The organism is Clostridium sp. FP2 (assembly GCF_011065955.2).
Classification (GTDB): domain Bacteria; phylum Bacillota; class Clostridia; order Clostridiales; family Clostridiaceae; genus Clostridium_AD; species Clostridium_AD tagluense.
On the sequence record NZ_JAAMNI020000001.1, the window covers coordinates 750,864 to 773,126 of the forward strand.

At 30.8% G+C, this 22,263-nt stretch carries 21 protein-coding genes; 14 read left to right on the top strand and 7 right to left on the bottom strand.

Annotation, left to right across the window (positions count from 1 at the left end; all coding sequences use genetic code 11):
* Positions 1-41: 41 nt before the first annotated feature.
* From G9F71_RS03615 to G9F71_RS03635, 5 genes are all read left to right on the top strand, one after another.
* On the top strand, positions 42-1,469 hold the full coding sequence (locus G9F71_RS03615; RefSeq protein WP_207712060.1) for a sensor histidine kinase: 1,428 nt from the start codon (positions 42-44) through the stop codon (positions 1,467-1,469).
* Between the two features lie 62 nt (positions 1,470-1,531).
* The gene (locus G9F71_RS03620; RefSeq protein WP_164949573.1) at positions 1,532-2,836 is read left to right on the top strand and encodes a TolB family protein; all 1,305 of its coding nucleotides are present in this window, start codon (positions 1,532-1,534) and stop codon (positions 2,834-2,836) included.
* Positions 2,837-3,431: 595 nt separating this feature from the next.
* Complete coding sequence (locus G9F71_RS03625; RefSeq protein WP_125000275.1) at positions 3,432-3,686, top strand: (2Fe-2S) ferredoxin domain-containing protein; 255 nt, start codon at positions 3,432-3,434, stop codon at positions 3,684-3,686.
* Positions 3,679-5,397, top strand: a complete 1,719-nt coding sequence (locus G9F71_RS03630) for a [Fe-Fe] hydrogenase large subunit C-terminal domain-containing protein (RefSeq protein WP_164949574.1) — start codon at positions 3,679-3,681, stop codon at positions 5,395-5,397. The genes G9F71_RS03625 and G9F71_RS03630 overlap by 8 nt, the downstream gene beginning before the upstream one ends.
* Position 5,398: 1 nt before the next feature.
* The gene (locus G9F71_RS03635) at positions 5,399-6,571 is read left to right on the top strand and encodes a SpoIIE family protein phosphatase (protein ID WP_164949575.1); all 1,173 of its coding nucleotides are present in this window, start codon (positions 5,399-5,401) and stop codon (positions 6,569-6,571) included.
* Positions 6,572-6,609: 38 nt separating this feature from the next.
* Here G9F71_RS03635 and G9F71_RS03640 read toward each other — a convergent pair whose 3' ends face one another.
* The 3 genes from G9F71_RS03640 to G9F71_RS03650 are packed head-to-tail and all read right to left on the bottom strand — an operon-like array spanning position 6,610 to position 10,815.
* Complete coding sequence (locus G9F71_RS03640; protein WP_164949576.1) at positions 6,610-8,346, bottom strand: NADH-dependent [FeFe] hydrogenase, group A6; 1,737 nt, start codon at positions 8,344-8,346, stop codon at positions 6,610-6,612.
* A gap of 49 nt (positions 8,347-8,395) precedes the next feature.
* Positions 8,396-10,291, bottom strand: a complete 1,896-nt coding sequence (locus G9F71_RS03645) for an NADH-ubiquinone oxidoreductase-F iron-sulfur binding region domain-containing protein (protein WP_374197417.1) — start codon at positions 10,289-10,291, stop codon at positions 8,396-8,398.
* A gap of 14 nt (positions 10,292-10,305) precedes the next feature.
* Complete coding sequence (locus G9F71_RS03650) at positions 10,306-10,815, bottom strand: complex I 24 kDa subunit family protein (protein ID WP_164949577.1); 510 nt, start codon at positions 10,813-10,815, stop codon at positions 10,306-10,308.
* 533 nt (positions 10,816-11,348) lie between these two features.
* Here G9F71_RS03650 and G9F71_RS03655 point away from each other — a divergent pair.
* The 5 genes from G9F71_RS03655 to G9F71_RS03675 all read left to right on the top strand — a co-directional run bounded on the left by G9F71_RS03655 (position 11,349) and on the right by G9F71_RS03675 (position 16,266).
* The gene (locus G9F71_RS03655; RefSeq protein ID WP_164949578.1) at positions 11,349-11,975 is read left to right on the top strand and encodes a hypothetical protein; all 627 of its coding nucleotides are present in this window, start codon (positions 11,349-11,351) and stop codon (positions 11,973-11,975) included.
* A gap of 295 nt (positions 11,976-12,270) precedes the next feature.
* Positions 12,271-13,551, top strand: coding sequence for an HD-GYP domain-containing protein (locus tag G9F71_RS03660; protein ID WP_164949579.1), 1,281 nt, complete (start codon positions 12,271-12,273; stop codon positions 13,549-13,551).
* The gene (locus G9F71_RS03665; protein WP_164949580.1) at positions 13,552-14,085 is read left to right on the top strand and encodes a DUF5317 domain-containing protein; all 534 of its coding nucleotides are present in this window, start codon (positions 13,552-13,554) and stop codon (positions 14,083-14,085) included. It begins immediately after the preceding gene.
* Positions 14,086-14,136: 51 nt separating this feature from the next.
* Positions 14,137-15,882 (top strand): methyl-accepting chemotaxis protein, encoded by a 1,746-nt coding sequence (locus tag G9F71_RS03670; RefSeq protein WP_164949581.1) that lies wholly within the window; start codon positions 14,137-14,139, stop codon positions 15,880-15,882.
* Positions 15,883-16,053: 171 nt separating this feature from the next.
* Positions 16,054-16,266: a heavy-metal-associated domain-containing protein gene (locus G9F71_RS03675; RefSeq protein WP_125000299.1), complete on the top strand. Its 213-nt coding sequence runs from the start codon at positions 16,054-16,056 to the stop codon at positions 16,264-16,266.
* A gap of 49 nt (positions 16,267-16,315) precedes the next feature.
* Here G9F71_RS03675 and G9F71_RS03680 read toward each other — a convergent pair whose 3' ends face one another.
* Both G9F71_RS03680 and G9F71_RS03685 read right to left on the bottom strand, forming a co-directional pair.
* Positions 16,316-17,173 (bottom strand): phage holin family protein, encoded by an 858-nt coding sequence (locus G9F71_RS03680; RefSeq protein ID WP_164944838.1) that lies wholly within the window; start codon positions 17,171-17,173, stop codon positions 16,316-16,318.
* A gap of 170 nt (positions 17,174-17,343) precedes the next feature.
* Positions 17,344-17,835 (bottom strand): metallophosphoesterase family protein, encoded by a 492-nt coding sequence (locus tag G9F71_RS03685; RefSeq protein ID WP_125000305.1) that lies wholly within the window; start codon positions 17,833-17,835, stop codon positions 17,344-17,346.
* 160 nt (positions 17,836-17,995) lie between these two features.
* On the opposite strand from G9F71_RS03685, the gene G9F71_RS03690 reads away from it, so the two are divergent.
* The 4 genes from G9F71_RS03690 to G9F71_RS03705 all read left to right on the top strand — a co-directional run bounded on the left by G9F71_RS03690 (position 17,996) and on the right by G9F71_RS03705 (position 21,020).
* On the top strand, positions 17,996-18,352 hold the full coding sequence (locus G9F71_RS03690) for a DUF2500 domain-containing protein (protein WP_369429498.1): 357 nt from the start codon (positions 17,996-17,998) through the stop codon (positions 18,350-18,352).
* A gap of 28 nt (positions 18,353-18,380) precedes the next feature.
* Positions 18,381-19,091: a hypothetical protein gene (locus G9F71_RS03695; RefSeq protein WP_164949582.1), complete on the top strand. Its 711-nt coding sequence runs from the start codon at positions 18,381-18,383 to the stop codon at positions 19,089-19,091.
* A gap of 164 nt (positions 19,092-19,255) precedes the next feature.
* Positions 19,256-19,903, top strand: a complete 648-nt coding sequence (locus tag G9F71_RS03700) for a murein L,D-transpeptidase family protein (protein WP_164949583.1) — start codon at positions 19,256-19,258, stop codon at positions 19,901-19,903.
* Between the two features lie 139 nt (positions 19,904-20,042).
* Positions 20,043-21,020, top strand: coding sequence for a 2-hydroxyacid dehydrogenase (locus tag G9F71_RS03705; protein WP_164949584.1), 978 nt, complete (start codon positions 20,043-20,045; stop codon positions 21,018-21,020).
* A 78-nt stretch (positions 21,021-21,098) separates the two neighbouring features.
* Here G9F71_RS03705 and G9F71_RS03710 read toward each other — a convergent pair whose 3' ends face one another.
* Both G9F71_RS03710 and G9F71_RS03715 read right to left on the bottom strand, forming a co-directional pair.
* Positions 21,099-21,563, bottom strand: coding sequence for a nucleoside deaminase (locus tag G9F71_RS03710; protein ID WP_125000320.1), 465 nt, complete (start codon positions 21,561-21,563; stop codon positions 21,099-21,101).
* A gap of 28 nt (positions 21,564-21,591) precedes the next feature.
* Positions 21,592-22,233, bottom strand: coding sequence for a transcriptional regulator (locus tag G9F71_RS03715; protein WP_125000323.1), 642 nt, complete (start codon positions 22,231-22,233; stop codon positions 21,592-21,594).
* Positions 22,234-22,263 lie beyond the last annotated feature (30 nt).

The window sequence follows — 22,263 nt, forward strand, 5'->3', positions numbered from 1 at the left end:
TACTTATATTTTATATAGGGTATAACACAATGAGCTTTTTCATGAATAAGCTTATTGTAGAAAATAATAAAGAGATAATAAGTAAGGAATTAGTAACCTTTGAAAAGGATTTGAACACATATTTAAGACAGTATTTTGAATTGAAAAATAAGGATATGTATTCTAATAATTTTAATAATTCTAGCAATGGTATAGCTTCAGATTTGTCTATAAAGGTTGGAAATAGAATAATGATTTATTCATACGAAGGAAAATTTTTAGTTGATTCTGCAAATGCAAATGGAAAAGTGCTAAATTATGAGGATAGTGATAATAAAAATAATTATAGTGATGAAGATTTAAAAATATCTATTAATAACAAGTCTGCATTTACAATAGTACCCGTTAAAGATAAATATTTAGTTGTTTTTTCATGTCCTATTATAAACAACAAAAAAAGTATAGGAATTGTTAGATCTGTTATGGATTATTCAGAAATATTTAGTTCTAGTAAAAATTTGTTAAAGCTAACTAACACCTTTGTATTATTAGTTTTCGGAGTAATTTTCTTATTTGTAGTATTGGTAGCTACAAAAATAACTATACCAATATTGAAATTGAGTAAGGTTATAAAAGAGGTTGCAAAAGGCAATTTTGAGGAGGATATAAATATTACTTCTAAAGATGAGATAGAGGAACTATCCTTAAATTTTAATAAAATGAAAAATAGGATAAAAAATCAAATAGAAACTATAGAAAATGATAGAGATGATTTGAGAAAGATTGCAGGCCACAGGAAAGTTTTCTTTGATAATATAACTCATGAAATGAAAACTCCTTTGACTATAATATCTGGATATTGTCAAATACTTGTTAAGCAAGACTTTAAGGACAAAGAATTCGCTAGAAAAAGTATGAAAAAGATAAATGATGAAAGTGAAAGAATGCATAACATGGTAATTGAACTATTAGAAATATCAAAGGTTGAGTCAAATTTAATCGCCTATATTGAAGAAGAAGTTAATGTATCACAAATTTTGGGTGTAGCGTGTAATGATATGAAAATAAGAGCAAATAAATATGAGATACATATAGAAAAAGTTATAGATAAAGAGGTTATTGTATTAGGTAATCCAAACGAGATTAGAAGGGTAATTATAAATATAATAGATAATTCTATTAAATATGGAAATGTTAACTCTACTATAAATGTGAAGTTATCCAAGGAAAATGGTAACTGTAATATAATTATTAAAGATAAAGGACAAGGAATACCTTCTAATAAATTAGAAATGATATTTGAACCTTTTTATAGGGTGGATAAACAAATCTCAAGAGAAGCAGGAAGTTCTGGACTCGGACTATCTATAGTAAAAAAAATTATAGATAAACATAATGGAAGTATAAAAATAATTAGTGAAAAGGGAAAAGGCACTGAAGTGCATATAGTAATTCCTCTAAAAGTTTACAACATTGTAACATCGTGTTAACTCAATGTTACAACTTTTGTTTATAATTAACTTATAAAATTTAAATTTAGGAGGAAGAAATTATGGGACAAGGAAATAAGAATTGGAAAGTAGGGGCCGTAGTTGCAGGGATATTAATGCTCGGGGCAGTGAGTGTAGTATATTCATACTCCAAGCCCTTAATGGCAAGTAATAATTCTGTAGTGGTGTCGGCCAACAAATTAAAGGCAGTGGCCCCAGATGAATATAAGCCACTTCAAGTAGTAAAGAGTGAAAAAACAGATAGAATAGAAGGACTTAATAATATGATAGGCCTGGTAGGAGATAACCAAGCTATTGTTCAAATAGGACTCAGTAGAAAAGATATAGAGGAAAAAATTAAAAAGCTTGATAAGGAAAATACAAATGAAGAAGAAGAACTTAAATTTAGTAAGGAGGTTACCGGAGGCACCTATAAGCTTAACTTATCCACTTTTGAAAAATCACCTTCCAATTTAGAATATGGAGCTAGAATTTCTCCCGATAAAACAAAGTATATATATGACACAAAGGATATCTATGACACAAAGGAAAATGGTGAAAACTGTTATTACATAGTTGATATAAAAAGCAATTCCAAGAAGAAGATTAATACGAAAGGTAATATATTGCTAGATTGGTCTGTAAATAGTAAATATATAATAGGATTAACATTTGCTAAAAGCCCATCAATAGTTGTATATGACGTGGAAAATGACAAATTGAAAGAATTTAAAGAGGGTAATCAGAGAATAAACCAATTAGCAGGTGTTTATAGCAATAATGGAAAAGATGTTTATTTTGTAGGGATTACTAACGTAAAAAACAATGAAAAAACAATTATAACAGAAGGTATTTATAAGCTAAGTACAGATGATGGGAAAGTTCAACCTGTGATGGTTTTACCATCTGCTGAAGCAATGTTACATAAAAATCGTATAGGTAACCATAGTTTTGCTGTTATTAATGATGGACAAATGATAGTTTTTGAAGGAAATATAAATGGGGAAAATGGCTTATTTATCTATGATGTAAATAGTAAAAAAACAAATAAATTTGCACAATCATTAGGACGCCATATTGTTCCATTTTGGATTTCACCGGATGAAAACAAAATTGTTTATGCAACATATAGTGGTGAAGATGATAAAGGAGTATGGAGTATATATGCAGCAAAGTTTAATGGAAACGAAATAGTTAATAAGATTTTATTGCTTAAAGATATAGATTATTATAATATGTATAACGGCAATAAAGTATTTTGGAGTAATGATAGCAATAAAGTTACAATTTTTGAATCTAAAAATTTTAATTTAGCTGGTAGGATCTTTGCTGAAAATGGAAGTATTCATAGCATAGATTTAAAATAGAAAAAAGTAATCCTATTTAGAATGGTTATGAAAGACTGCATCAAATCATCATCTGCGATGCTGCAATTAACGACTTCAGAAGGAGATTTAGACTCCTACTGAAGTTTTTTATTTGTTATAGCTTGTAACTCCCACTTATAGAAGTGGGAGACTTTCCTTCTGAAATGTCGTTAAATGATAATGCTTTTGTTGATTCTCTCAAAATGAGTTAGTTAAATTATATATAAACAAGTCTCAAAAACCTTCGTTTTTGAGACTTGTTTTGGTTTTAAGCGAATTTTAATAAAATGGCATCAAAACTTATCTCAAAATCATAGTATTAATACTTGATTGTTAAGTTATGAGACTATGTATTAGTTGTTTGGAAACTTGATAGACTTGGCAGATACTTAAAGCATTTAATTGAAGTAATGTAGATAACTTTTATCGAAATAATCTTTGTTATTCTGTATGTTAAAAAAGCCAAAGATATTGTTAAAAATAAATCAAAGCTCCTATATTAATTTTTGAGTAATTGGTGTAAAATTTAATTATGGAAAAATAAGAAATAGCATAAAATAAATATAAGGTAACTTAATTTGAAGGGATGATAATAATGATAACTATTAGTATTTGTGTTGGAAGTGCCTGTCATTTAAAAGGGTCTTATAAAGTAATAGAAGGGTTACAAAAGCTAATCAAAGAAAATAAGATTGAAGATAAGGTGGAAATTAAAGGAGCATTTTGTATTGGAAGATGCACAGAGGGAGTTTCTGTAACTGTGAATGATGATGAGTTTTTTTCCTTAAATGAGAATAATGTAGATGCATTCTTTCATGAAACTATTATGAGAGGTATATCAAATGAGTAATATGAATTTTTCTAAAGCATATTGCAAAAATTGTTATAAATGCCTTCGTTCATGTCCTGTGAAGGCCATAAAATTTGAGAATGAGCAAGCTACTATAGATGAACAAAGATGTATAGAATGTGGTCATTGTCTTACTATATGTCCACAAAACGCTAGAGAAATTAAAAGTGATGTGGGGGTTGTTAAACTTGCTATAAATTCGGGGAAAAAAATTATAGCAAGTTTAGCACCATCCTTTGCTGGTTATTTTGATGTGGAGCAAGGACGCGTGGTAGCGGCTTTAAAGAAGTTAGGATTTAGTATAACAGAAGAAACTGCAGTAGGTGCGGAAATAGTAGCTGATTTATATAATAATTATATTGTGGAGAATAAGAGAGATGTTTATATAACCACAGCATGCCCATCAGCTAATTACTTAGTAGAAAAATATTTTAAAGAAATTATTCCATACTTGATTCCTGTAGTATCTCCAATGATAGCTCATGGTAAATTACTAAAGGAAAAATTTGGTGAAGATAGCTTTATTGTATTTATAGGACCATGTCTCGCAAAAAAATCTGAGTTTGAGTATTTTTTAAAAGATAATGTGATTAATGCAGTATTAACTTTCGATGAATTGAATTCTTGGATTACTGAAGCTGGTATAAAAATACATGAGCTAGAAGAAGAGAATTTTAATGTTAATCCATATAGTAAAGGTCAAGGATTTCCTATGGGTGGAGGTATTATTGAGGCAATGGGGAGTGAGTTAAAGCAAAGTTCACTTAGTGTTATTACGGTAAGTGGGATGGAAGAGTGCATAGAAGTATTTAATAGCATTAAGAATGGCGATTTAAAGGACGTATTAATTGAAGCTAGTGCCTGCAAGGGAAGCTGCATAGGCGGACCAGTCATGGTTAAAAATGGTGAAAATTATTATACAAAATTAAGAAAAGTTAAAACCTATATAAAGAGTCGTAAAAACTATAATGATCCAATAAATACTGAGATACCGACTAATATAAATTTTAACAGAAAATTTACTGAAAAATCAATTAAAAGGGCTATAGCCACAGAAGAAGAAATTATAGCAATTATGAAAAAAATGGGTAAATATGAACTTATAGATGAACTTAATTGTGGAGTGTGCGGGTATAATTCTTGTAGAGAAAAAGCCCAAGCTGTTTTTGAAGGTATGGCTGAAACTAATATGTGTCTTCATTATATGAGAACTAAAGCAGAAAGTCTTTCTAACGAAATTGTTGAAAACACTGCAAGTAATCTAATTCTATTAGATGGAGAAATGAATGTGCGAGAGATGAATCCAGCTGCCAAGGCTATATTTAAAATACAATCTCAAAATATCATAGGAAAACCTATATCCCTACTTATTGATGATACAGATTTTAAAAATGTAAGAGAATCTGGAGAAAACATAATAGGTAAAAAGGTTGCTTATCCACAGTATGGCGTGGTGTTTATAGAAAATATAGTATATCTTCAAAAGCAAGACATGGTACTTGCAAGTATGATTAATATTATGACTGAAGAGAAAAATAAAAAAGAATTAATGAAGGTTAAAGAAAATACTTTAAATGCTGCTCAAGAGGTTATAGAAAAGCAAATGAGGGTTGCCCAAGAAATAGCAAGTCTACTTGGTGAAACCACTGCAGAAACGAAGATTATTTTAACTAAGTTAAAGAAAATAGTAGCAGGTGAAGATGGTGAATAAAATGGATTTGTTTATTGATGTAGCTTATGATAGTTTGATAAAAAAAGATGAGGAACTCTGTGGGGATAGGGTGGAAATAATAAGACTTAAGGATAGCACTATAATTGTCATGGCAGATGGTCTGGGTAGTGGGGTGAAAGCCAATATACTAGCTTCCTTAACATCTAAAATTGCTAGTACTATGCTTAAAGAAGGAGCGGACATCTATGAAACTGTAGATACTATAGTAAACACACTACCTGTGTGTAAGGTACGAGAGATTGCCTATTGTACCTTTACTCTAATGAAAATTTATAATGATGGAAGAGTTTATATTGCAGAGTATGATAATCCGCCTTTCTTTTTAATAAGAAATAATAAAGGCATTGAAATAGAGAAAAAAGAAAGTATTATTAATGAAAAAAAAGTATTTGAAAGCCAATTTGTACTGGAGGAGGGGGACGTGATTACGGTTGTCAGTGATGGATGTATTCATGCAGGAATAGGGAATATATTAAATTTGGGTTGGAGCTGGGATAATGTACAAAATTACTTAATTCGTAATACAAAATGTAGACGAAGTGCAAAAAATATTGAAAAGGATCTGATTCAGGTATGTTGGGATTTATATGGAGGAAGACCTGGAGATGATACTACTGTTGTATGTGTAAAAGCTAGAAAGTCAGAGGTTATTGATCTATTTACCGGTCCACCGAAGGACGCGCGAAATGATAGCTATGCTATTAAAGAATTCATGAAAGGAACTGGAAAAAAGATAATTTGTGGGGGAACCACTTCTAATATTGTAAGGAGAGAACTTGGCCTTGAACTTAAAGTAAACTTAGATTTTTATGATAAAGATGTACCACCTACAGCAACTATGGAGGGAATAGATTTAATAACTGAGGGAGTTTTAACTTTAAGCAAGGCAATAGAAAAGTTAAGTAATTATGAAGCAAGTTTTACGTCTAAGGGGACATATTGTGATTTAGATGGTCTGGACGGAGCTAGTAGGCTTGTTAAAATGTTAATAGAGGATTGTACACATTTTAATTTATGGGTAGGAAAGGCGATAAACCCAGCGCATCAAAACCCTAATTTTCCTATAGATTTGAGCATTAAGTTAAAGCTTGTGGAGCAATTAAGAGGGTACATGGAAAAATTAGGGAAACATGTTAACATTAATTATCTATAAAAAAACAGCAGATATATCTGCTGTTTTTTTTAGGTGTATTATTTACGTTTTATATATTGTGTATGAAGAAGTTCATGAGCTTTAACGCCATAGGGCTCTCCAAGGAATTCTTCATATATTTTTTTGATGTATGGATTTTCATGAGATTTTCTTATAGTTTTGTTTTTATCTTCATTATATAAAACAGACATTCTCTTTGTTAATATATCTTTATAATCATTTGCATAAGGTTGCCCACCACCATTAATACATCCACCAGGGCAAGCCATGATTTCAATTAAGTGATACTTAGCTTCTCCCGTGCGAATAGCTTCTAATAATTTACGAGCATTGGAAAGTCCACTAGCTATAGCAACTTTAACATCAATGTCGTTAATTTTTACAGATGCTTCTTTTATGCCTTCCATACCGCGTACTGTTTCAAAATTTACATTCTCAAGGGTTTCATTTGTGAGCCACTCATAAGCAGTACGAAGTGCTGCTTCCATAACACCTCCAGATGTACCGAATATAACTCCAGCACCAGTAGATTCTCCTAGTGGATTATCGAAATCTTCTTCTGGCAATGAATTAAAATCAATTCCAGCTTCTTTAATCATTTTAGCAAGTTCTCTTGTGCTTATAACTATATCAACATCTGGGACTCCATTTGTAGCCATCTCAGGCCTCGCAGCCTCATATTTCTTTGCAAGACAAGGCATTACAGATACAACTATCATATCTTTTGCTTCTACATTCATTTTTTCTGCAAGGTATGTTTTAGCAACAGCACCCCACATTTGTTGTGGTGATTTACAAGTAGATGGAATATCTAATAAATCATTAAATTGGTGCTCGAAGAATTTAACCCAACCAGGACAACAGCTTGTAAGCAGTGGAAGTTTTCCGCCATGTTGTAATCTATGAATAAATTCGCTAGCCTCTTCCATTATTGTTAAGTCAGCTGCAAAATCCGTATCAAATACTTTAGTAAAACCTAAAGCTCTTAGTGCAGCAACCATTTTTCCAGTAACAGCAGTGCCATGTGGAAGTCCGAATTCTTCACCTAGGGCGGATCTAACTGCAGGAGCAGTTTGAACAACAACAATTTTTTCATTTTGATCTAGAGCATTCCAAACTTTAGAAGTGTTATTAACTTCTGTTAAGGCACCAGTTGGACAGACAGAAACGCATTTTCCACAGAAAGTACAAGTTGTTTCTCCCATTGGCATTGAAAAAGCAGGAGATACAACAGTTTCAAAGCCACGGCCTACACCGGATAAAACTCCAACAGTTTGAACTTCATTACACATAGTTTCACAACGTCTGCATAATATACATTTATCTAGATTTCTAACAATGGAGCTACTTGAATTATCTATAGGATAAGTTGACATTGCACCTTTATAGCGAATTTCACGAACACCTAGTTCAGCAGCTAATCTTTGCAATTCACATACAGTGTTTTTTTCACATAATAAGCAGTCTTGTGGATGGTCAGATAGAATTAATTCAAGCACAGTTCTGCGGGCTTTAATAGCTCTAATTGAAGTTGTCTTAATTACCATTCCATTTGCAACGGGAGTGCAGCATGCAGGAGCTAAGTTTCGTCTTCCCTCAACTTCAACAACACATATACGACAAGAACCTGGATGGTTTGTAGTTTTTCCATCATGCATATTTAAATGACATAATGTAGGTATATTTATATTGAGCTTTCTAGCAGCTTGCAGAATAGTTGTGCCTTGTTCTACTTGAATTTCTTGATGGTTTATAGTAAGAGTAAGTAAACTCACAGCGTGCACCTCTTTCTTATAGTTTATATTTGAAAAACGCATTTATATGTTATTTTTTAATGATTGCATTAACTGGACATGCACTTTGGCATGCACCACATTTAATACATTTATCTTGATCAATAACATGTAATGTTTTAACTTTTCCACTGATACAGTTAACAGGACATTGCCTTGCACATTTTGTGCAGCCTATACATTTATCCGTAATGTTGTATTTTAATAAGTGCTTACAGACTCCAGCAGGACAAGTTTTATCATAAACGTGAGCCTCATATTCACTTAAAAAGTATTTCATAGTACTTAATACTGGATTTGGAGCAGTTTGTCCCAGACCACATAGTGAAGTATCCTTAATGGTATTTGCAAGTGATTTTAGCTTATGAAGGTCTTCTTTTGTTCCGTTTCCTTTTGAAATTTTTTCAAGCATTTCAAGAAGACGTTTATTTCCGATTCTACAGGGAGAACATTTACCACAAGACTCTTCTACAGTGAATTCTAAATAGAATTTAGCTATATCAATCATACAATTATCTTCGTCCATAACAATCATACCGCCAGAACCCATCATAGAGCCTATAGCACCTAGTGATTCATAATCTATTGGAGTATCTAAGAATTCTGCTGTAATACATCCGCCGGATGGACCGCCTGTTTGGACAGCTTTAAATTCACGACCGTTCTTAATTCCACCACCAATATCAAAAATGATTTCCCTTAGTGTAGTACCCATTGGAACTTCTACTAGTCCAACGTTATTTATTTTGCCAGCCAGCGCAAAAACTTTTGTTCCTTTAGAGGTTGCAGTTCCTATAGAACTATACCAAGCAGCACCTTTGTTAACTATAGCTGGAATATTTGCAAGAGTTTCAACATTGTTAACACAAGTTGGCTTATTCCATAATCCACTTTGAGCTGGGAATGGTGGTTTATTAGTTGGTTCTCCACGTGAACCTTCAATAGATTGAATTAATGCAGTTTCTTCTCCACATACAAAAGCACCAGCACCATATTTAATTTCTATATCAAAGCTAAAATCAGTTCCTAAAATATTTTTACCGAGAAGTCCTAATTCACGAGCTTGGCTTATAGCCGTTCGAAGTCTACTAATTGCAAGAGGGTATTCTGCTCTAATATAAATATCTCCGATTGAAGCACCAATACTGTAACCTGCTATTGCCATAGCTTCTAGAACACTGTGAGGGTCTCCTTCAAGAATAGAACGATCCATGAAAGCACCTGGGTCTCCTTCATCAGCATTACAAATTATATATTTTTGATCAGCATCGTACATTTTAGCGAAAGCCCATTTTTTACCAGTTGGAAAGCCACCGCCGCCTCTGCCTCGAAGTCCTGAATCGATCATTAGCTTTATAATTTCATCTTGGGACATTTCTGTAATTACCCTTCCTAATGCTAAGTAACCATCTTCAGATATATATTCTTTTATGTCTTCAGGATTAATAAGTCCACAGTTTCTAAGAGCAATTCTTACTTGTTTCTTATAGAAAGGCATATCTTCTTGTTTTTTTATTTTTATACCCATACTTGGTTCTTCAAATAAAAGCCTATCAACTATGATACCTTTTAATAAGTGCTCTTTAACTATTTCCGCGGCGTCAGAAGGTTTAACATTAACGTAAAATACGTTATCAGGAGAAACCTTAACAATGGGACCTTTTTCACAAAATCCAAAACAACCAGTAATAGCAGCAGTTACTTCATCAGTTAGTCCGTTTGCTGTGATTTCTTTTTGTAGATTTGCGAGTATTTCATCACTTTTAGCGGACTTACAGCCAGTACCACCACAAACGGATAAGTACCTTGTACATCGATTACCTTCAGAAGCTAACTCTTTTTCTTCGTTCATTTCCCTAAGGTCTAACAATGTATTATATCTATTTTGAATTTCTTTAAGTTCATCAAAAGAATTAATTTTATTCAATGTATTTCCCCCTCCTATTCAGCATACTCGGTTGCAACGTACTCGCCTGTGGCGTACTCAGATAGTATCTTATTTACTCCATCTACTGTAACATGTCCATAAACTTTATCGTTTATAGTTACTACAGGTGCAAGACCACAAGCACCTACACATCTTAATGAGCCTAATGTAAATTTACCGTCACCAGTAGTTTCGCCAGTTTTAATCTTTAACTCCTTTTGAAATTCTTCAAGTACATCTCCAGAACCTCTAACAAAACAAGCAGTGCCCATGCAAACATTTATTACATATTCACCTCTTGGTTTAATAGTGAAGTAAGAATAGAAAGTCACAACACCATAAACTTTTGAAACTGGAATATTTAACTTTTCTGCTACAAAAGATTGTACCTCTTGAGGTAAGTAGCCGAATAGACCTTGCGCTTTGTGAAGCACTTCGATAAGGGCACCTTCTTTACTTGGAAGGTCAATAATAAATTTTTCTAAAACTTTGAAATTTTCTGCGTTTAAACAATTAGAACACACTACAATATACCTCCTTTAAAATCTATGATTACATATAGACATATTATAAATTTAAAATTACAACTCACCATAACCCTACATTACACTTGAATATTGTGAAAAATTAAACTTTAACAAATAACATTATAATTGTTTTTGTAGTGAATATATGAACTAACGTCGTTAATGTATTAAATATACGTAAAAATTAAAGAGGCACATTGTTATACATTTCAAAGTAAATCTTATTATTCATATATTCATAAAAATTCAAGTATACTGCATGAAATATATTATAATGGAATTTTAGCGAAAAATCTAGTAAATAATTAGTTAATTTTGATTATTGAAAAAATAAGGAAAAGTATAGTAAAACATAAGGGAAAGTATAGTAAAAAATAAGGAAAAGTATAGTAAAAATTAACATAAAAATTAACAATGATATGTTAATTTTAGATGAATAGTAATACTATAATGAAGAATATGTAAAATCTTGTATATCATTAATGGATGTGCTATAATTTTCTTATTGTTGAAGGGGAGAGATGTATATTATGGATTTTGATATTTTTAGTGAAATGATAAATAAATTAAATGGTGTTACTAGTACAAAAATAATACATCAAGATAATGATATTCAAGAGATACATATATTGGCTAATACTTTAAGGGCACCAAAGCAAATAGTTAGAGATATTGAGTCTATTCTTTTAACCTCCTTTGATTATAGAATAGATAGAAAAGTTATTAGTATTGCACAAATTGAAACAGATGATTGTGACCCTATTAAAATAATAAAATTTGGGGGTATTTCTTTAAATGTGCAACCCAACATGTTAGAATGTAGCGTTAAGCTCCTTTATGAAGAAGAAGAATTTTTTGTAACACAAGTGGGAATAAAAACTGTAGCTAACAGAAAAAAAATAGTAGCTAAAGCAACTATTGATGCTGTAGAAAAAATTCTTGGACAAGTCTTTATATTTGATGTACAAGATGTAATTAGTACTACTAACAGGGATATAACCTTTATATCAGTTCTTGTAAATATGGTTATAAATGAATCAGAAGAAACCATGGTAGGATCTGCAATTGTAAAAAATGATATAAATGAAGCTATTGCAAAAGCCACCCTAGTAGCTATAAATGGAAGAGTACAAAAAACAAATTTTAACAACTGTTAAAGTTGTTAAAAAGCCACTAAGTGGCTTATAAAATTGCTTTAAGGGCCGATACCTTAACATTTTTTAAAAAATTAGTTTATGAAATTATTATTTCAATTGTTTACCATAGCGGAGAGAAATTATGATAGGTTATAGCGTAGCCCTATTAATTTAAATCAAAGGGGGATTTTAATAATGAAAAAATTAACTACAATATTATTAGCTATATTAGCACTTGCTATAGCTGGTGGATCAACAGCTAGTTGGATGTGGTAATTTAAGACTATCGGCCTTTAAGATATATAGGAGGAAAATAATGAAGAAATTGCCGTTAAATTTAAAAATATATATTATAACTATATATATTATAACTTTTATATCTTTCCTCGTTTTCTTTAAAATAGAATATATAATTTTTTCCTCAATAAAATTTGATGTTTTTATATTTTTTATATTTTTAACAACTTTAACAGAAAGTCTTACAGTGATTTATAGAAAAATTTCTTTTAGTACAAGTTTTGCGATTACAGTTGCTTCGTTTCTTCTATTTAACACATTTAATGCAATAATAATTTTAGTATTAGGTTTTTTATTTAGATTAACTAAAGATAACAATAAATATAAACATATATTTAACACACCTTTTTATGGAACATTATTTAATTGTTGTGGATTTACATTGCCTATTTTATATGGTAGTTACTTTTACAAATTAGTAGGTGGAACCATATATAATGGTAAATTAGATAGCAATTTATTACCAATTATTGTATTTGGAATTGTATTTTATATAATTAATACTTTTATTATATCAATTGTATTTTCAATCACTAATAAAAAAGGTATTTTATATTCATTTTTAGGTAATTTTAAACTGGTATTATTAAATACTTTTGCTATGACTCCTTTTGGAATACTATTAGCTTATATATTTAATTTATACAGCTATGCTGGTGTAATTCTTGTATTATTTCCCATAGTATTAGCAAGATACACTTTCTCCTTATATATACAATCAAAATCTCAATATGTCCAAACTGTAGATGCTCTTATGCTTGCAATGGAGGCAAGAGATAAATACACAGAAGGACACTCTAAAAGGGTCGCTGAAATATCAGCAAATATAGCTAAAGAATTAAAATATAATGACTGGAAAATTGAACAATTAAATATGGCAGCCTTACTTCATGATGTTGGAAAAATTGGGATTAATGATGAAATTTTAAATAAACCAGGTAAACTTTCTACTGAAGAATTTGATATCATAAAAACCCATCCACTTATAGGTTATAACATTTTAAAAGATATTAAAAATCTTGAAAATGTACTACCAATTATACGCAATCACCATGAGCAATATGACGGAAATGGATACCCAGATGGAAAAAAAGTTGAAGAGTTAAGCCTCGATGTTTTTATTGTGCAACTTGCAGATTCTATAGATGCTATGTCTACAGATAGACCCTATAGAAAAGCTTTAAATCATGATATGGTTATAGAAGAAGTGAAAAAATATTCTGGAACTCAATTTCATCCAAAGGTAGTGGCAGCATATTTTAAAGTTCTAGAAAAACAAAAAAGTAAAGTGAGGATTTAAATGTTTATTGAAGCTTTAATTTTTGCAGTGATTATTGGATACATATTAAAAGGAAATATAAGAAATTTAGAAAATGTAGACATAAAACGCACACATCTTGTTTTTATATCTTTCTTTATAGAATTTTTTATTGTTATTTGCATAAGAAAGGATTTTTTTAATATAGGTATCTTTACATATATATTAAATTCAATCATGTATATTTTACTTGTAATTTTTACTTATTCTAACAGAAAAAATAAGTATATTGTACTTATGGGATTAGGATTTTTGCTAAATGCTATTCCGATTTTTTTAAATGGGGGAGCAATGCCAGTAAGTGCTAAAGCAGCGAATGCAGCAGGGATTACTTTAAATATTAGCAAAGAAGGACTTTATTCCTTAATAAATGAAAATACTAGGGTATGGTTTTTAGGAGATATTATTCCACTAACGTTCCTAAGGAACTTTGCCATAAGTATTGGGGATATTATTGCAGTGCTAGGACTGATGTTATTTATAATTATGGGGATGAAGAAAACAGCTAAAAATTAGCTGTTTTTGTTATAGTTAACAAAAATTTATTCATAGAAGGAGAAAATTAACATGAGAAAAGGTATAAATGAAAAAAAGAAAACATCTATAAGTGATAAATTGAGTAAAAGAATAATGTTATTAATAATTTCTATATTTTTAATAATAATTGTTGCTACATATTTATTGCTCCAATCAACTGTTAAAAAAGTAGTAGTGGGAATAGGACCTGTGATTACTACGGCAATTACTAATAGGCTAGAAAAAGTGGATTATGATAAGTTTTTAAGTGAAAAAGATAATAGTGACATTTATAAGGAGCTTAATAATGGAATAACTTTTCTAGGTGACAAAGGAGTAGATTTTATACAAGGAATATCTATAGTTACTTTAAATGGCGATAATAAGTGGATATATATTGTAGATAAAACTAAGGAAAGTACTGTCAAGTTTGGAGATGCTTTTGAAGATGCTGCTAATAAAGAAATAATTGAAGAAGCTATAAATACTGGTAAAGCAACAACTTCGGAGGTGCAAAGAGACGTAATTGATAGGACATCATCCATGACTACATATATACCTATGAAGACACAAAAGGGAATGAACACCTTAGTAATATTGAAGATTAAATTAGATACTATATTGAAAGCGCAACTATTAATTTTATTAAGTGCAATTGTATTTTCCGCTATAGTTCTTTTAATTATAAAATTCATGGTGGGGAAAATTACTAAAAGCCAAACTAAATCAATAAATATACTAGTAGAAAAAATGAGCGATATGTCTAATTTAGAAGGGGACTTAACAAAAAGAATACAAATAGATAGTAATGATGAAATAGGAGAACTTGCAGAATCAACTAATAAAATGTTAGATACTTTCCAAGAACTTTTAGTTCATATTACTAAAACTTCTAAAGAAATTTATGATATTGAAGAAAAATTTACCAATGCATTTCATAGAAATGTAGAGGGGTTTAAGGAAATGAATACATTGACTGGCAATATTGCTACGAGAATAGATAAGCAAACGGAAGAATTGAATAGTTCTGCTGATAGCATTCATTATATTAATGATGCAGTAGGTGAAATTGCTAATAATTCACAAATGGTTACGCAGCAAGCAATTGAGGCTAAAGATAATGCAAGTGAAGGAAATAAAACTATGATGGAACTTGCAAGAAAGTCAAAAGCAATAGTTGAGGAAGTGGGAAATACTTCGCAATTAGTTAAAGACTTAGATGAAAAATCAGAAGCAATAAATGGTATAGTAGTTGCTATTACAGCTATATCTGAGCAAACTAATTTATTAGCACTAAATGCTTCTATAGAGGCTGCAAGAGCTGGGCAGCAAGGTAGAGGTTTTGCAGTAGTTGCAGATGAAGTAAGGAAATTAGCAGAAGAATCATCAAAATCTGCTGAAGAAATATCTGAGCTTATTAAACAAGTTCAAAGAGGAATAGCAGCGGCAGGGGGTTCCATGGAAGGTGTTGCAAGTAGGGTTAAAGAGGTATATAGTTATGTGGACATTGCAGCGAGCAAGTTTGATAACATAGCTAGTTCTATTGGCAAGGTTTCACAAAAGGTGGAAGAGGTATCATCAGCTACGGAGGAAATGTCCGCAAATGCATCTACTATAAATAATCAGATTGAAAATTTAGTAAATATTTCAAAAGAAAATAATGATGCTACGGAAAGCGTAGCGGCTAGCATTCAATTTGGAGTAGATGAGGTAACAAATTTGCAACTTGTATTAAAAGAATTAGATAACTTTACTTTGGAATTAGTGAAGAGGCTATCAAAATTAAAATTAAAATAAAAGGTAAAAATTATAAAATAGAATTTATTTTGTTTTTTTGGATATAATATTTTAAATATAAAATAAAAAGAATTTGTGCCATTATATAAAATTTAGTTGACTTATTGATTATATAATCTAAAATGAAACATATATAATAATATAAATTAACAATTGAAAGGGGAATTATAAATGAAGAAAAAGATATATATTGATGGAATGAGTTGCAGTCATTGCGTAAGTCATGTTAAGGAAGCACTATTGGACATTGGTGCTATGAAAGTAAGAGTTGACTTAGAAGAAAAATTTGCTATAGCAGAATTTGATGATGAGATAAATGATAGTGAAATTACAGAAGCTATTGAAGAAGTAGGATATGAAGTTACTGAAATAGAAGAAGATTAACACAATTAACTTTGCCCCTGTTTATTTACATTAACAGGGGCAAAGTCAATTATATGGTTTTACGTGCATCAATTATTGTTTGATATAAAATTATTACAATACAATCAATAATTTGGATTTTTTTCTCTCTTGTTGTTTTTGTGGAATAACAAATAATTTTTAGTTTTTCTAGGCACTTATCTACTTTAGGTTGATTCACTTTAGAAAAAAAATCAATATATTTTGTGGGGATTTTTTCTTCTGACCATTTTTTATTCATATCCTTAAGGCCCAACTCTATTGTGGACAGTATCCTATAAAATAATATATCTGGATTATCATTAGTAGTTTCATCTATAAGAATGATTTGATTAATAGTAGATTTCATTACATCACATTTAATTTCTAAAAAGTTTCGAATATATTTATCCTCAAAAGCGGGAATTTGATAATTTATTATATCATCAATATCAGAAAATTCACTATGCTTGTCCTTGGAAGTTTTTAACATAGCATCTAATCCTGGTATCTTTAGGGTCTTAATTAATATAGGCAGAATATTAGAAGGTATAGGAACTCCCAGTAGGGTTAGATTTTCTAAAATACTAACACTCTCTGTAATCGCTAGAAAAGCTATTATAATTTGGGATAACATGGTGGTGATTGTTATGGGAGCTAAAATAGTCTCTAGCAATCTAACTGTAATTACGCAAAGGGAATAAGTGATAATCTTTTTAGTAGCTTTACGTAATCCTGCACTGGAAAACCTTTTATATTTTATAGCAGTAAATATCCCTGTAATAGTATCTAAAATAATAAGCATCAAAAGAATAATATAGGAGGTTTGCATGTTATTAAACATTTCGCAAATAAAACCTAAGATTCCAGATACTCCAAATATTTTTAACAAGAAGTCATTCTTGTGCATTTTTTCATCTCCATTAATAATCGACAAATATAAATATGGAATAAACAATTCCAATAGATTATTTATTCCATATAATATATGCTGTATTAAAGAAAAATGCTATCGTCGTATTCACCTATATGGCAAACCCTCTTTGGCGAGTTTAAATAATAACGCAGTAGATATGATTATTAATTGAAAAAATTTAATTGAACATTTATTTTCTTATCTTCAATCTCTAAAATAACATAAGAATACCATGGTTCCCTCCGCTTGTAAGATGGTGAGCCTGGATTTATCATAAGGACTTTGTTTTTAGTTATAATCAGTGGTTGATGACTGTGGCCAAAGATAATTATATCTACTTTATCGCCACTAAATTCCGCGTAAGCTCTCTCAAGTGTAGATTTGTCATTACCATGACCATGGTACAAACCAATTTTGTATCCTTCTACGGGTATAATTATCTTTTCTTTTAATAAATCTCTAATGTATCCCTTATCATTATTTCCCCATACTCCAATAAAGTTCTTATGCTCTCTTAATTTTGCTACCACACTAGAGGAAACATAATCACCTGCATGAATTATCATATCAGATTCTCTAGATATATTATCTATGAATTTGAAAAGTTTATCGCTATGTTTTTTTACATGAGTATCAGATAGTATTGTAATTTTCATATTCATCACCTTCTAATAGTATATTATCTTATAGTGTGCATTGATACACAATTAGTATTTAAGTGTAAAATACATTTTTAAATTAATTCCTTTATCATAAAACTTTTGGTATGATTATAATATAATATAGTATAACTAAATAAAAGGGGATGAAAAATTAATGTTTATGTTTAACATTATCCAATTTATGGTTCCAGTTATATTTATGATAATATTTGGTATAATTATATTCGGCATAATTAAAGGCATAGGTCAATGGTCGAAGAATAATAAACAACCTGTTTTATCAGTAAAGGCAAAGGTAGTAACTAAAAGAGCACATACCACCAGTAGTAGTATGAATGATAATCAACCAGCCCATAGTAGTACATTTTATAATGTAACCTTTGAAGTAGAGAGTGGAGACCGAATGGAACTGAAAATAAGTGGCAGTGAATATGGCTTATTAGCAGAAGGTGATGTTGGAAAGCTTACATTTCAAGGCACAAGATATAAAAACTTTGAAAGAGAATTCTAATATATTTTTATAAATGTGAGGAGAAAAAATGGGACAAGCAGAAGATGTAGTCTATATTTTGGAGCAATCAGGAATAAACATAAATAATGAGAAATCACTGCACTCATCCATTAAACAATGGTATGCTATTCCAGGGGATAGATTAGAGGTAAAAGTAGATAAGTATATAATTGATTTAGTAAGGGAAGATTCATTAATAGAAATTCAAACGAGAAATTTCAGTGCAATTGGCAATAAGCTAAGAGAACTGGTTAAATACAATATGGTTACGCTAGTTCACCCTATAGCTATTGAAAAATATATAGTAACAATGGATGACTCGGATAAAGTAATTAGTAGAAGAAAATCCCCTAAAAAAGGCAAATTAGTGGATCTGTTTGATGAGTTAATTAGGATACCAGATTTGATAGATGAAGAAAAATTTATACTAGAAATCTTAATGACTAAAGAGGAAGAAATAAGATGTAAGGATGGCAAAGGGAGCTGGAGAAGAAAAGGCATTAGCATTGTGGACAGAAAGTTAGTGCAGGTAGTAGAAAAGGTAACGTTTAAAGAAGGAAAAGATTTTTTAATGTTTCTACCAGAAGAACTGCCAGGTAATTTTACAAATAAAGATTTAGCGAAAATATTGAAAGTTACTGTATATAAGGCGAGAAAAGTAACTTATTGCTTAAGGAAAATGAAGATTATAAAAGAAGTAGGAAAGCTACGAAATGAACTCATATTTGAGAGGCGATAAATCAGAGGTATTAATTTTTGATTTTATTTATAATAATAGAAATGTTATTGAGAAGGAAAGTATAAAATTTAACTTTGATATATTTGCAATTATATGATAAATTAGATTTAATATAAAAATAGTGAAAAATATATAGTATAAAAAAGATAGAAAGGAAGATATAAGTGAGAAAAAAAAATATAGTTATTGGAGCCTTGCTTGCAGTTGGAGTAGTAGGAGCCTATGAATTTTATAAAAGCAATTTTAAAACTTGTGATTCTAATCTTGGTGAAGTAAATGAAGCAGATAAACAATTTATATGGACTCTAGAGGGAGAAGGCTTGTTTTTTACAAAACCTGAAGAAGAACCACAAAAGGTAGGTATAAAGGTATACAAAGGTATAAGGATATTAGAATTATATGGAGATGGTAATCTAATAGGTAAATTTAAAATTGCAATAGGGGGAGCTCCTATTGGTGATAAACATATGGAAGGAGATAGAAGAACCCCTGAAGGCAAATATCATATTTGCACAAGAAATGATAAAAGTAAATATACCTTATTCTTAGGACTTGATTATCCCAGTGTACAGGATGCTCAAAGAGGACTTGAAAATGGGTTAATAGAGGAACTTGCATTTAAAGAAATAAATACTCAAATTGAAAGTGGTAAAAGACCGGATTGGAACACTCCTTTAGGTGGGGCAATAGGCATACATGGCGGGGGAACACTAGGTGATTGGACTTCTGGATGCATAGCTCTATCAGATGATGATATTAAGATTGTTTGGGAATATGCTCAAATGAATACTCTTGTGGAAATTTGTGAATAATTAAAGCTATTGGTGATGAAGCTTATAAAGGTGGTATAATAATAGAAATAAAATAGTTTGAATTTACTCGGAATCAGTAAAAAAGATATTTGTAATTATAAAACTCTATTCAAGAGGAATACAAGGAGGCTGGGATATAATGGATAAGAAAAAAGTCTACATAACAAGAAGAATACCAGATGAGGCTATTGAACTTTTAGAAGAACATTTTCATGTAGAAATAAATCCGCAAGATAGAGTTTTATTAAGAGAAGAACTTTTAGAAAAGGTAAAAGGCATGGATGCAGTTTTATGTCTTATAACTGATAATATTGATAGTGAGGTGCTAGAGGCAGCGGGTACTAAGTGTAAGATATTTGCTAACTATGGTGTGGGCTATAACAATATTGATATAGTAGCAGCTACTGAAAGAAGAATAATAATTACAAACACTCCTGGAGTATTAGATGATGCAACTGCAGACCTTGCATGGACGCTACTTATGGCGGTATCCAGAAGAATAGTGGCAGCAGATAAATTTACAAGAAATGGTGCTTTTCAATCTTGGGATCCTATGATGTTTCTTGGACGAGACATTACGGGTAAAACCTTAGGACTTATAGGGGCAGGACGGATTGGATTTAACTTTGCAAAGAAAGCTAAGGCTTTTGATATGAAAATACTTTACACCGGCCTTAGGCATAATTCAAAAATAGAAAATGAATTAGGCGCTATTTATGTGGATAAAGAAACCTTGCTTTCGGAAGCGGACTTTGTTTCATTACATGTGCCACTTTTGCCCTCTACTACTCACTATATTAGCGATCTGGAATTTTCAATGATGAAAAAAACTTCAGTTATTGTTAATACATCTAGAGGACCAGTAATTGATGAAAAAGCATTGGTTAAAGCCCTTAAGCAAGGTGAAATTTGGGGGGCTGGACTTGATGTATATGAAAATGAGCCAGAAATTGAGCCAGAGCTTTTAGATATGTATAATGTTGTAATTGTTCCGCATATTGCGTCAGCTACAATGGAAACTAGAACAAACATGGGATTAATCGCCGCTAGGAATATTATTAAAGTGCTTTCGGGTGAAAAGCCGGATACCTGTGTTAATACGCAAGTATTAAAGTAATGAAGAAATATTGAAATAATGTAGATAAAAAAGCACTTCCATTCAGATGAGTGAATAGAAGTGCTTTTTATTTATTATTTAATATTGAACTCTGTCCATCTTACCTTTCCATTTTTTAAAAGGTTCTAGACTCTCTTCTCTATCAATCTGTATAACCTCAACTTGTAACTGCGTTGCAGTACCATTGATTACGTCATATATGTATTGGTCATCAAAATCGATAGCTGCAGCATCGTGCCTTGTTGAACCATAATAAAGCTTTTTTATTTTTGCCCAATGAATTGCTGCAAAACACATAGGACAAGGTTCACAGGAAGAGTATATTACGCAATCTGATAAATCAAATCTGGAAAGTATGTTAGAAGCCCTTCTTATTGCTGTAACCTCAGCATGTGCAGTAGGGTCATTTGTATGAATAACTTCATTATGAGCCCTACTAATAATTTCACCATTTCTCACAATAACTGCTCCAAAAGGACCGCCATCATTGTTTGCCATTCCTACCATTGCTTCATCTATAGCTATTTTCATAAATTCATTCATTTTCAAACCACCTTATTTTCAAATTATATTAAAGTTTATTTTTAATATCTATATAATTGTATATTGAGTATTTTGAAATACCAAAAAAGTTCGCTGTTTTATCGCCAGCTTTTGTAATTAAGAAAGCACCGGCATCATTAAGAAATTGAATAGCTTGTATTTTTTCATCTTTACTCATAAGTGCCACAGGTTTACCTACTTTTTTTACCGATTCATCTAATAAGTCATCTAATAGTTGATTTACATTTTGAGGAATGTTACTTACATCTTCAGTATCCTCTTTATGGCTAAGCATTGAGTCTAAGCAATTTTTAGCTATAGTAAGCTCAGTAATATCATAATTTATAGAAAATATCCCTGTAGGTTTATTTTGACTATCTCGTATATAAATGGTACTTGATTTTAGAGTCTTACCATCATGAGTTTTGGTAATATAGTTTAATTTATCTTCCAGTGAATTAACGTCATGTTTTAACGCATTTAAAACAACACGTGAAGTGCTAGTGCTTGTATCTCTGTGTGTAACATGACCATTTTCAATAAATATAATTGGATAATCTAAATGATCAGATGATAGGTCATGAATAACCACTTCGCAATTTCGTCCAAATTCAGATGATATACCCTTTGCTAATCTTTTTAAAAAATCTAAATTACAATCATTATCCATACAAAAACCTCGCAATTCATATTATAAAGT

Coding starts and splice junctions, on each gene's coding strand:
- G9F71_RS03615 (WP_207712060.1), top strand. CDS start 42: ATGAATAAGCTTATTGTAGAAAATAATAAAGAGATAATAAGTAAGGAA.
- G9F71_RS03620 (WP_164949573.1), top strand. CDS start 1,532: ATGGGACAAGGAAATAAGAATTGGAAAGTAGGGGCCGTAGTTGCAGGG.
- G9F71_RS03625 (WP_125000275.1), top strand. CDS start 3,432: ATGATAACTATTAGTATTTGTGTTGGAAGTGCCTGTCATTTAAAAGGG.
- G9F71_RS03630 (WP_164949574.1), top strand. CDS start 3,679: ATGAGTAATATGAATTTTTCTAAAGCATATTGCAAAAATTGTTATAAA.
- G9F71_RS03635 (WP_164949575.1), top strand. CDS start 5,399: ATGGATTTGTTTATTGATGTAGCTTATGATAGTTTGATAAAAAAAGAT.
- G9F71_RS03655 (WP_164949578.1), top strand. CDS start 11,349: ATGGATTTTGATATTTTTAGTGAAATGATAAATAAATTAAATGGTGTT.
- G9F71_RS03660 (WP_164949579.1), top strand. CDS start 12,271: ATGAAGAAATTGCCGTTAAATTTAAAAATATATATTATAACTATATAT.
- G9F71_RS03665 (WP_164949580.1), top strand. CDS start 13,552: ATGTTTATTGAAGCTTTAATTTTTGCAGTGATTATTGGATACATATTA.
- G9F71_RS03670 (WP_164949581.1), top strand. CDS start 14,137: ATGAGAAAAGGTATAAATGAAAAAAAGAAAACATCTATAAGTGATAAA.
- G9F71_RS03675 (WP_125000299.1), top strand. CDS start 16,054: ATGAAGAAAAAGATATATATTGATGGAATGAGTTGCAGTCATTGCGTA.
- G9F71_RS03680 (WP_164944838.1), bottom strand. CDS start 17,173: ATGCACAAGAATGACTTCTTGTTAAAAATATTTGGAGTATCTGGAATC.
- G9F71_RS03685 (WP_125000305.1), bottom strand. CDS start 17,835: ATGAAAATTACAATACTATCTGATACTCATGTAAAAAAACATAGCGAT.
- G9F71_RS03690 (WP_369429498.1), top strand. CDS start 17,996: ATGTTTATGTTTAACATTATCCAATTTATGGTTCCAGTTATATTTATG.
- G9F71_RS03695 (WP_164949582.1), top strand. CDS start 18,381: ATGGGACAAGCAGAAGATGTAGTCTATATTTTGGAGCAATCAGGAATA.
- G9F71_RS03705 (WP_164949584.1), top strand. CDS start 20,043: ATGGATAAGAAAAAAGTCTACATAACAAGAAGAATACCAGATGAGGCT.
- G9F71_RS03710 (WP_125000320.1), bottom strand. CDS start 21,563: ATGAATGAATTTATGAAAATAGCTATAGATGAAGCAATGGTAGGAATG.
- G9F71_RS03715 (WP_125000323.1), bottom strand. CDS start 22,233: ATGGATAATGATTGTAATTTAGATTTTTTAAAAAGATTAGCAAAGGGT.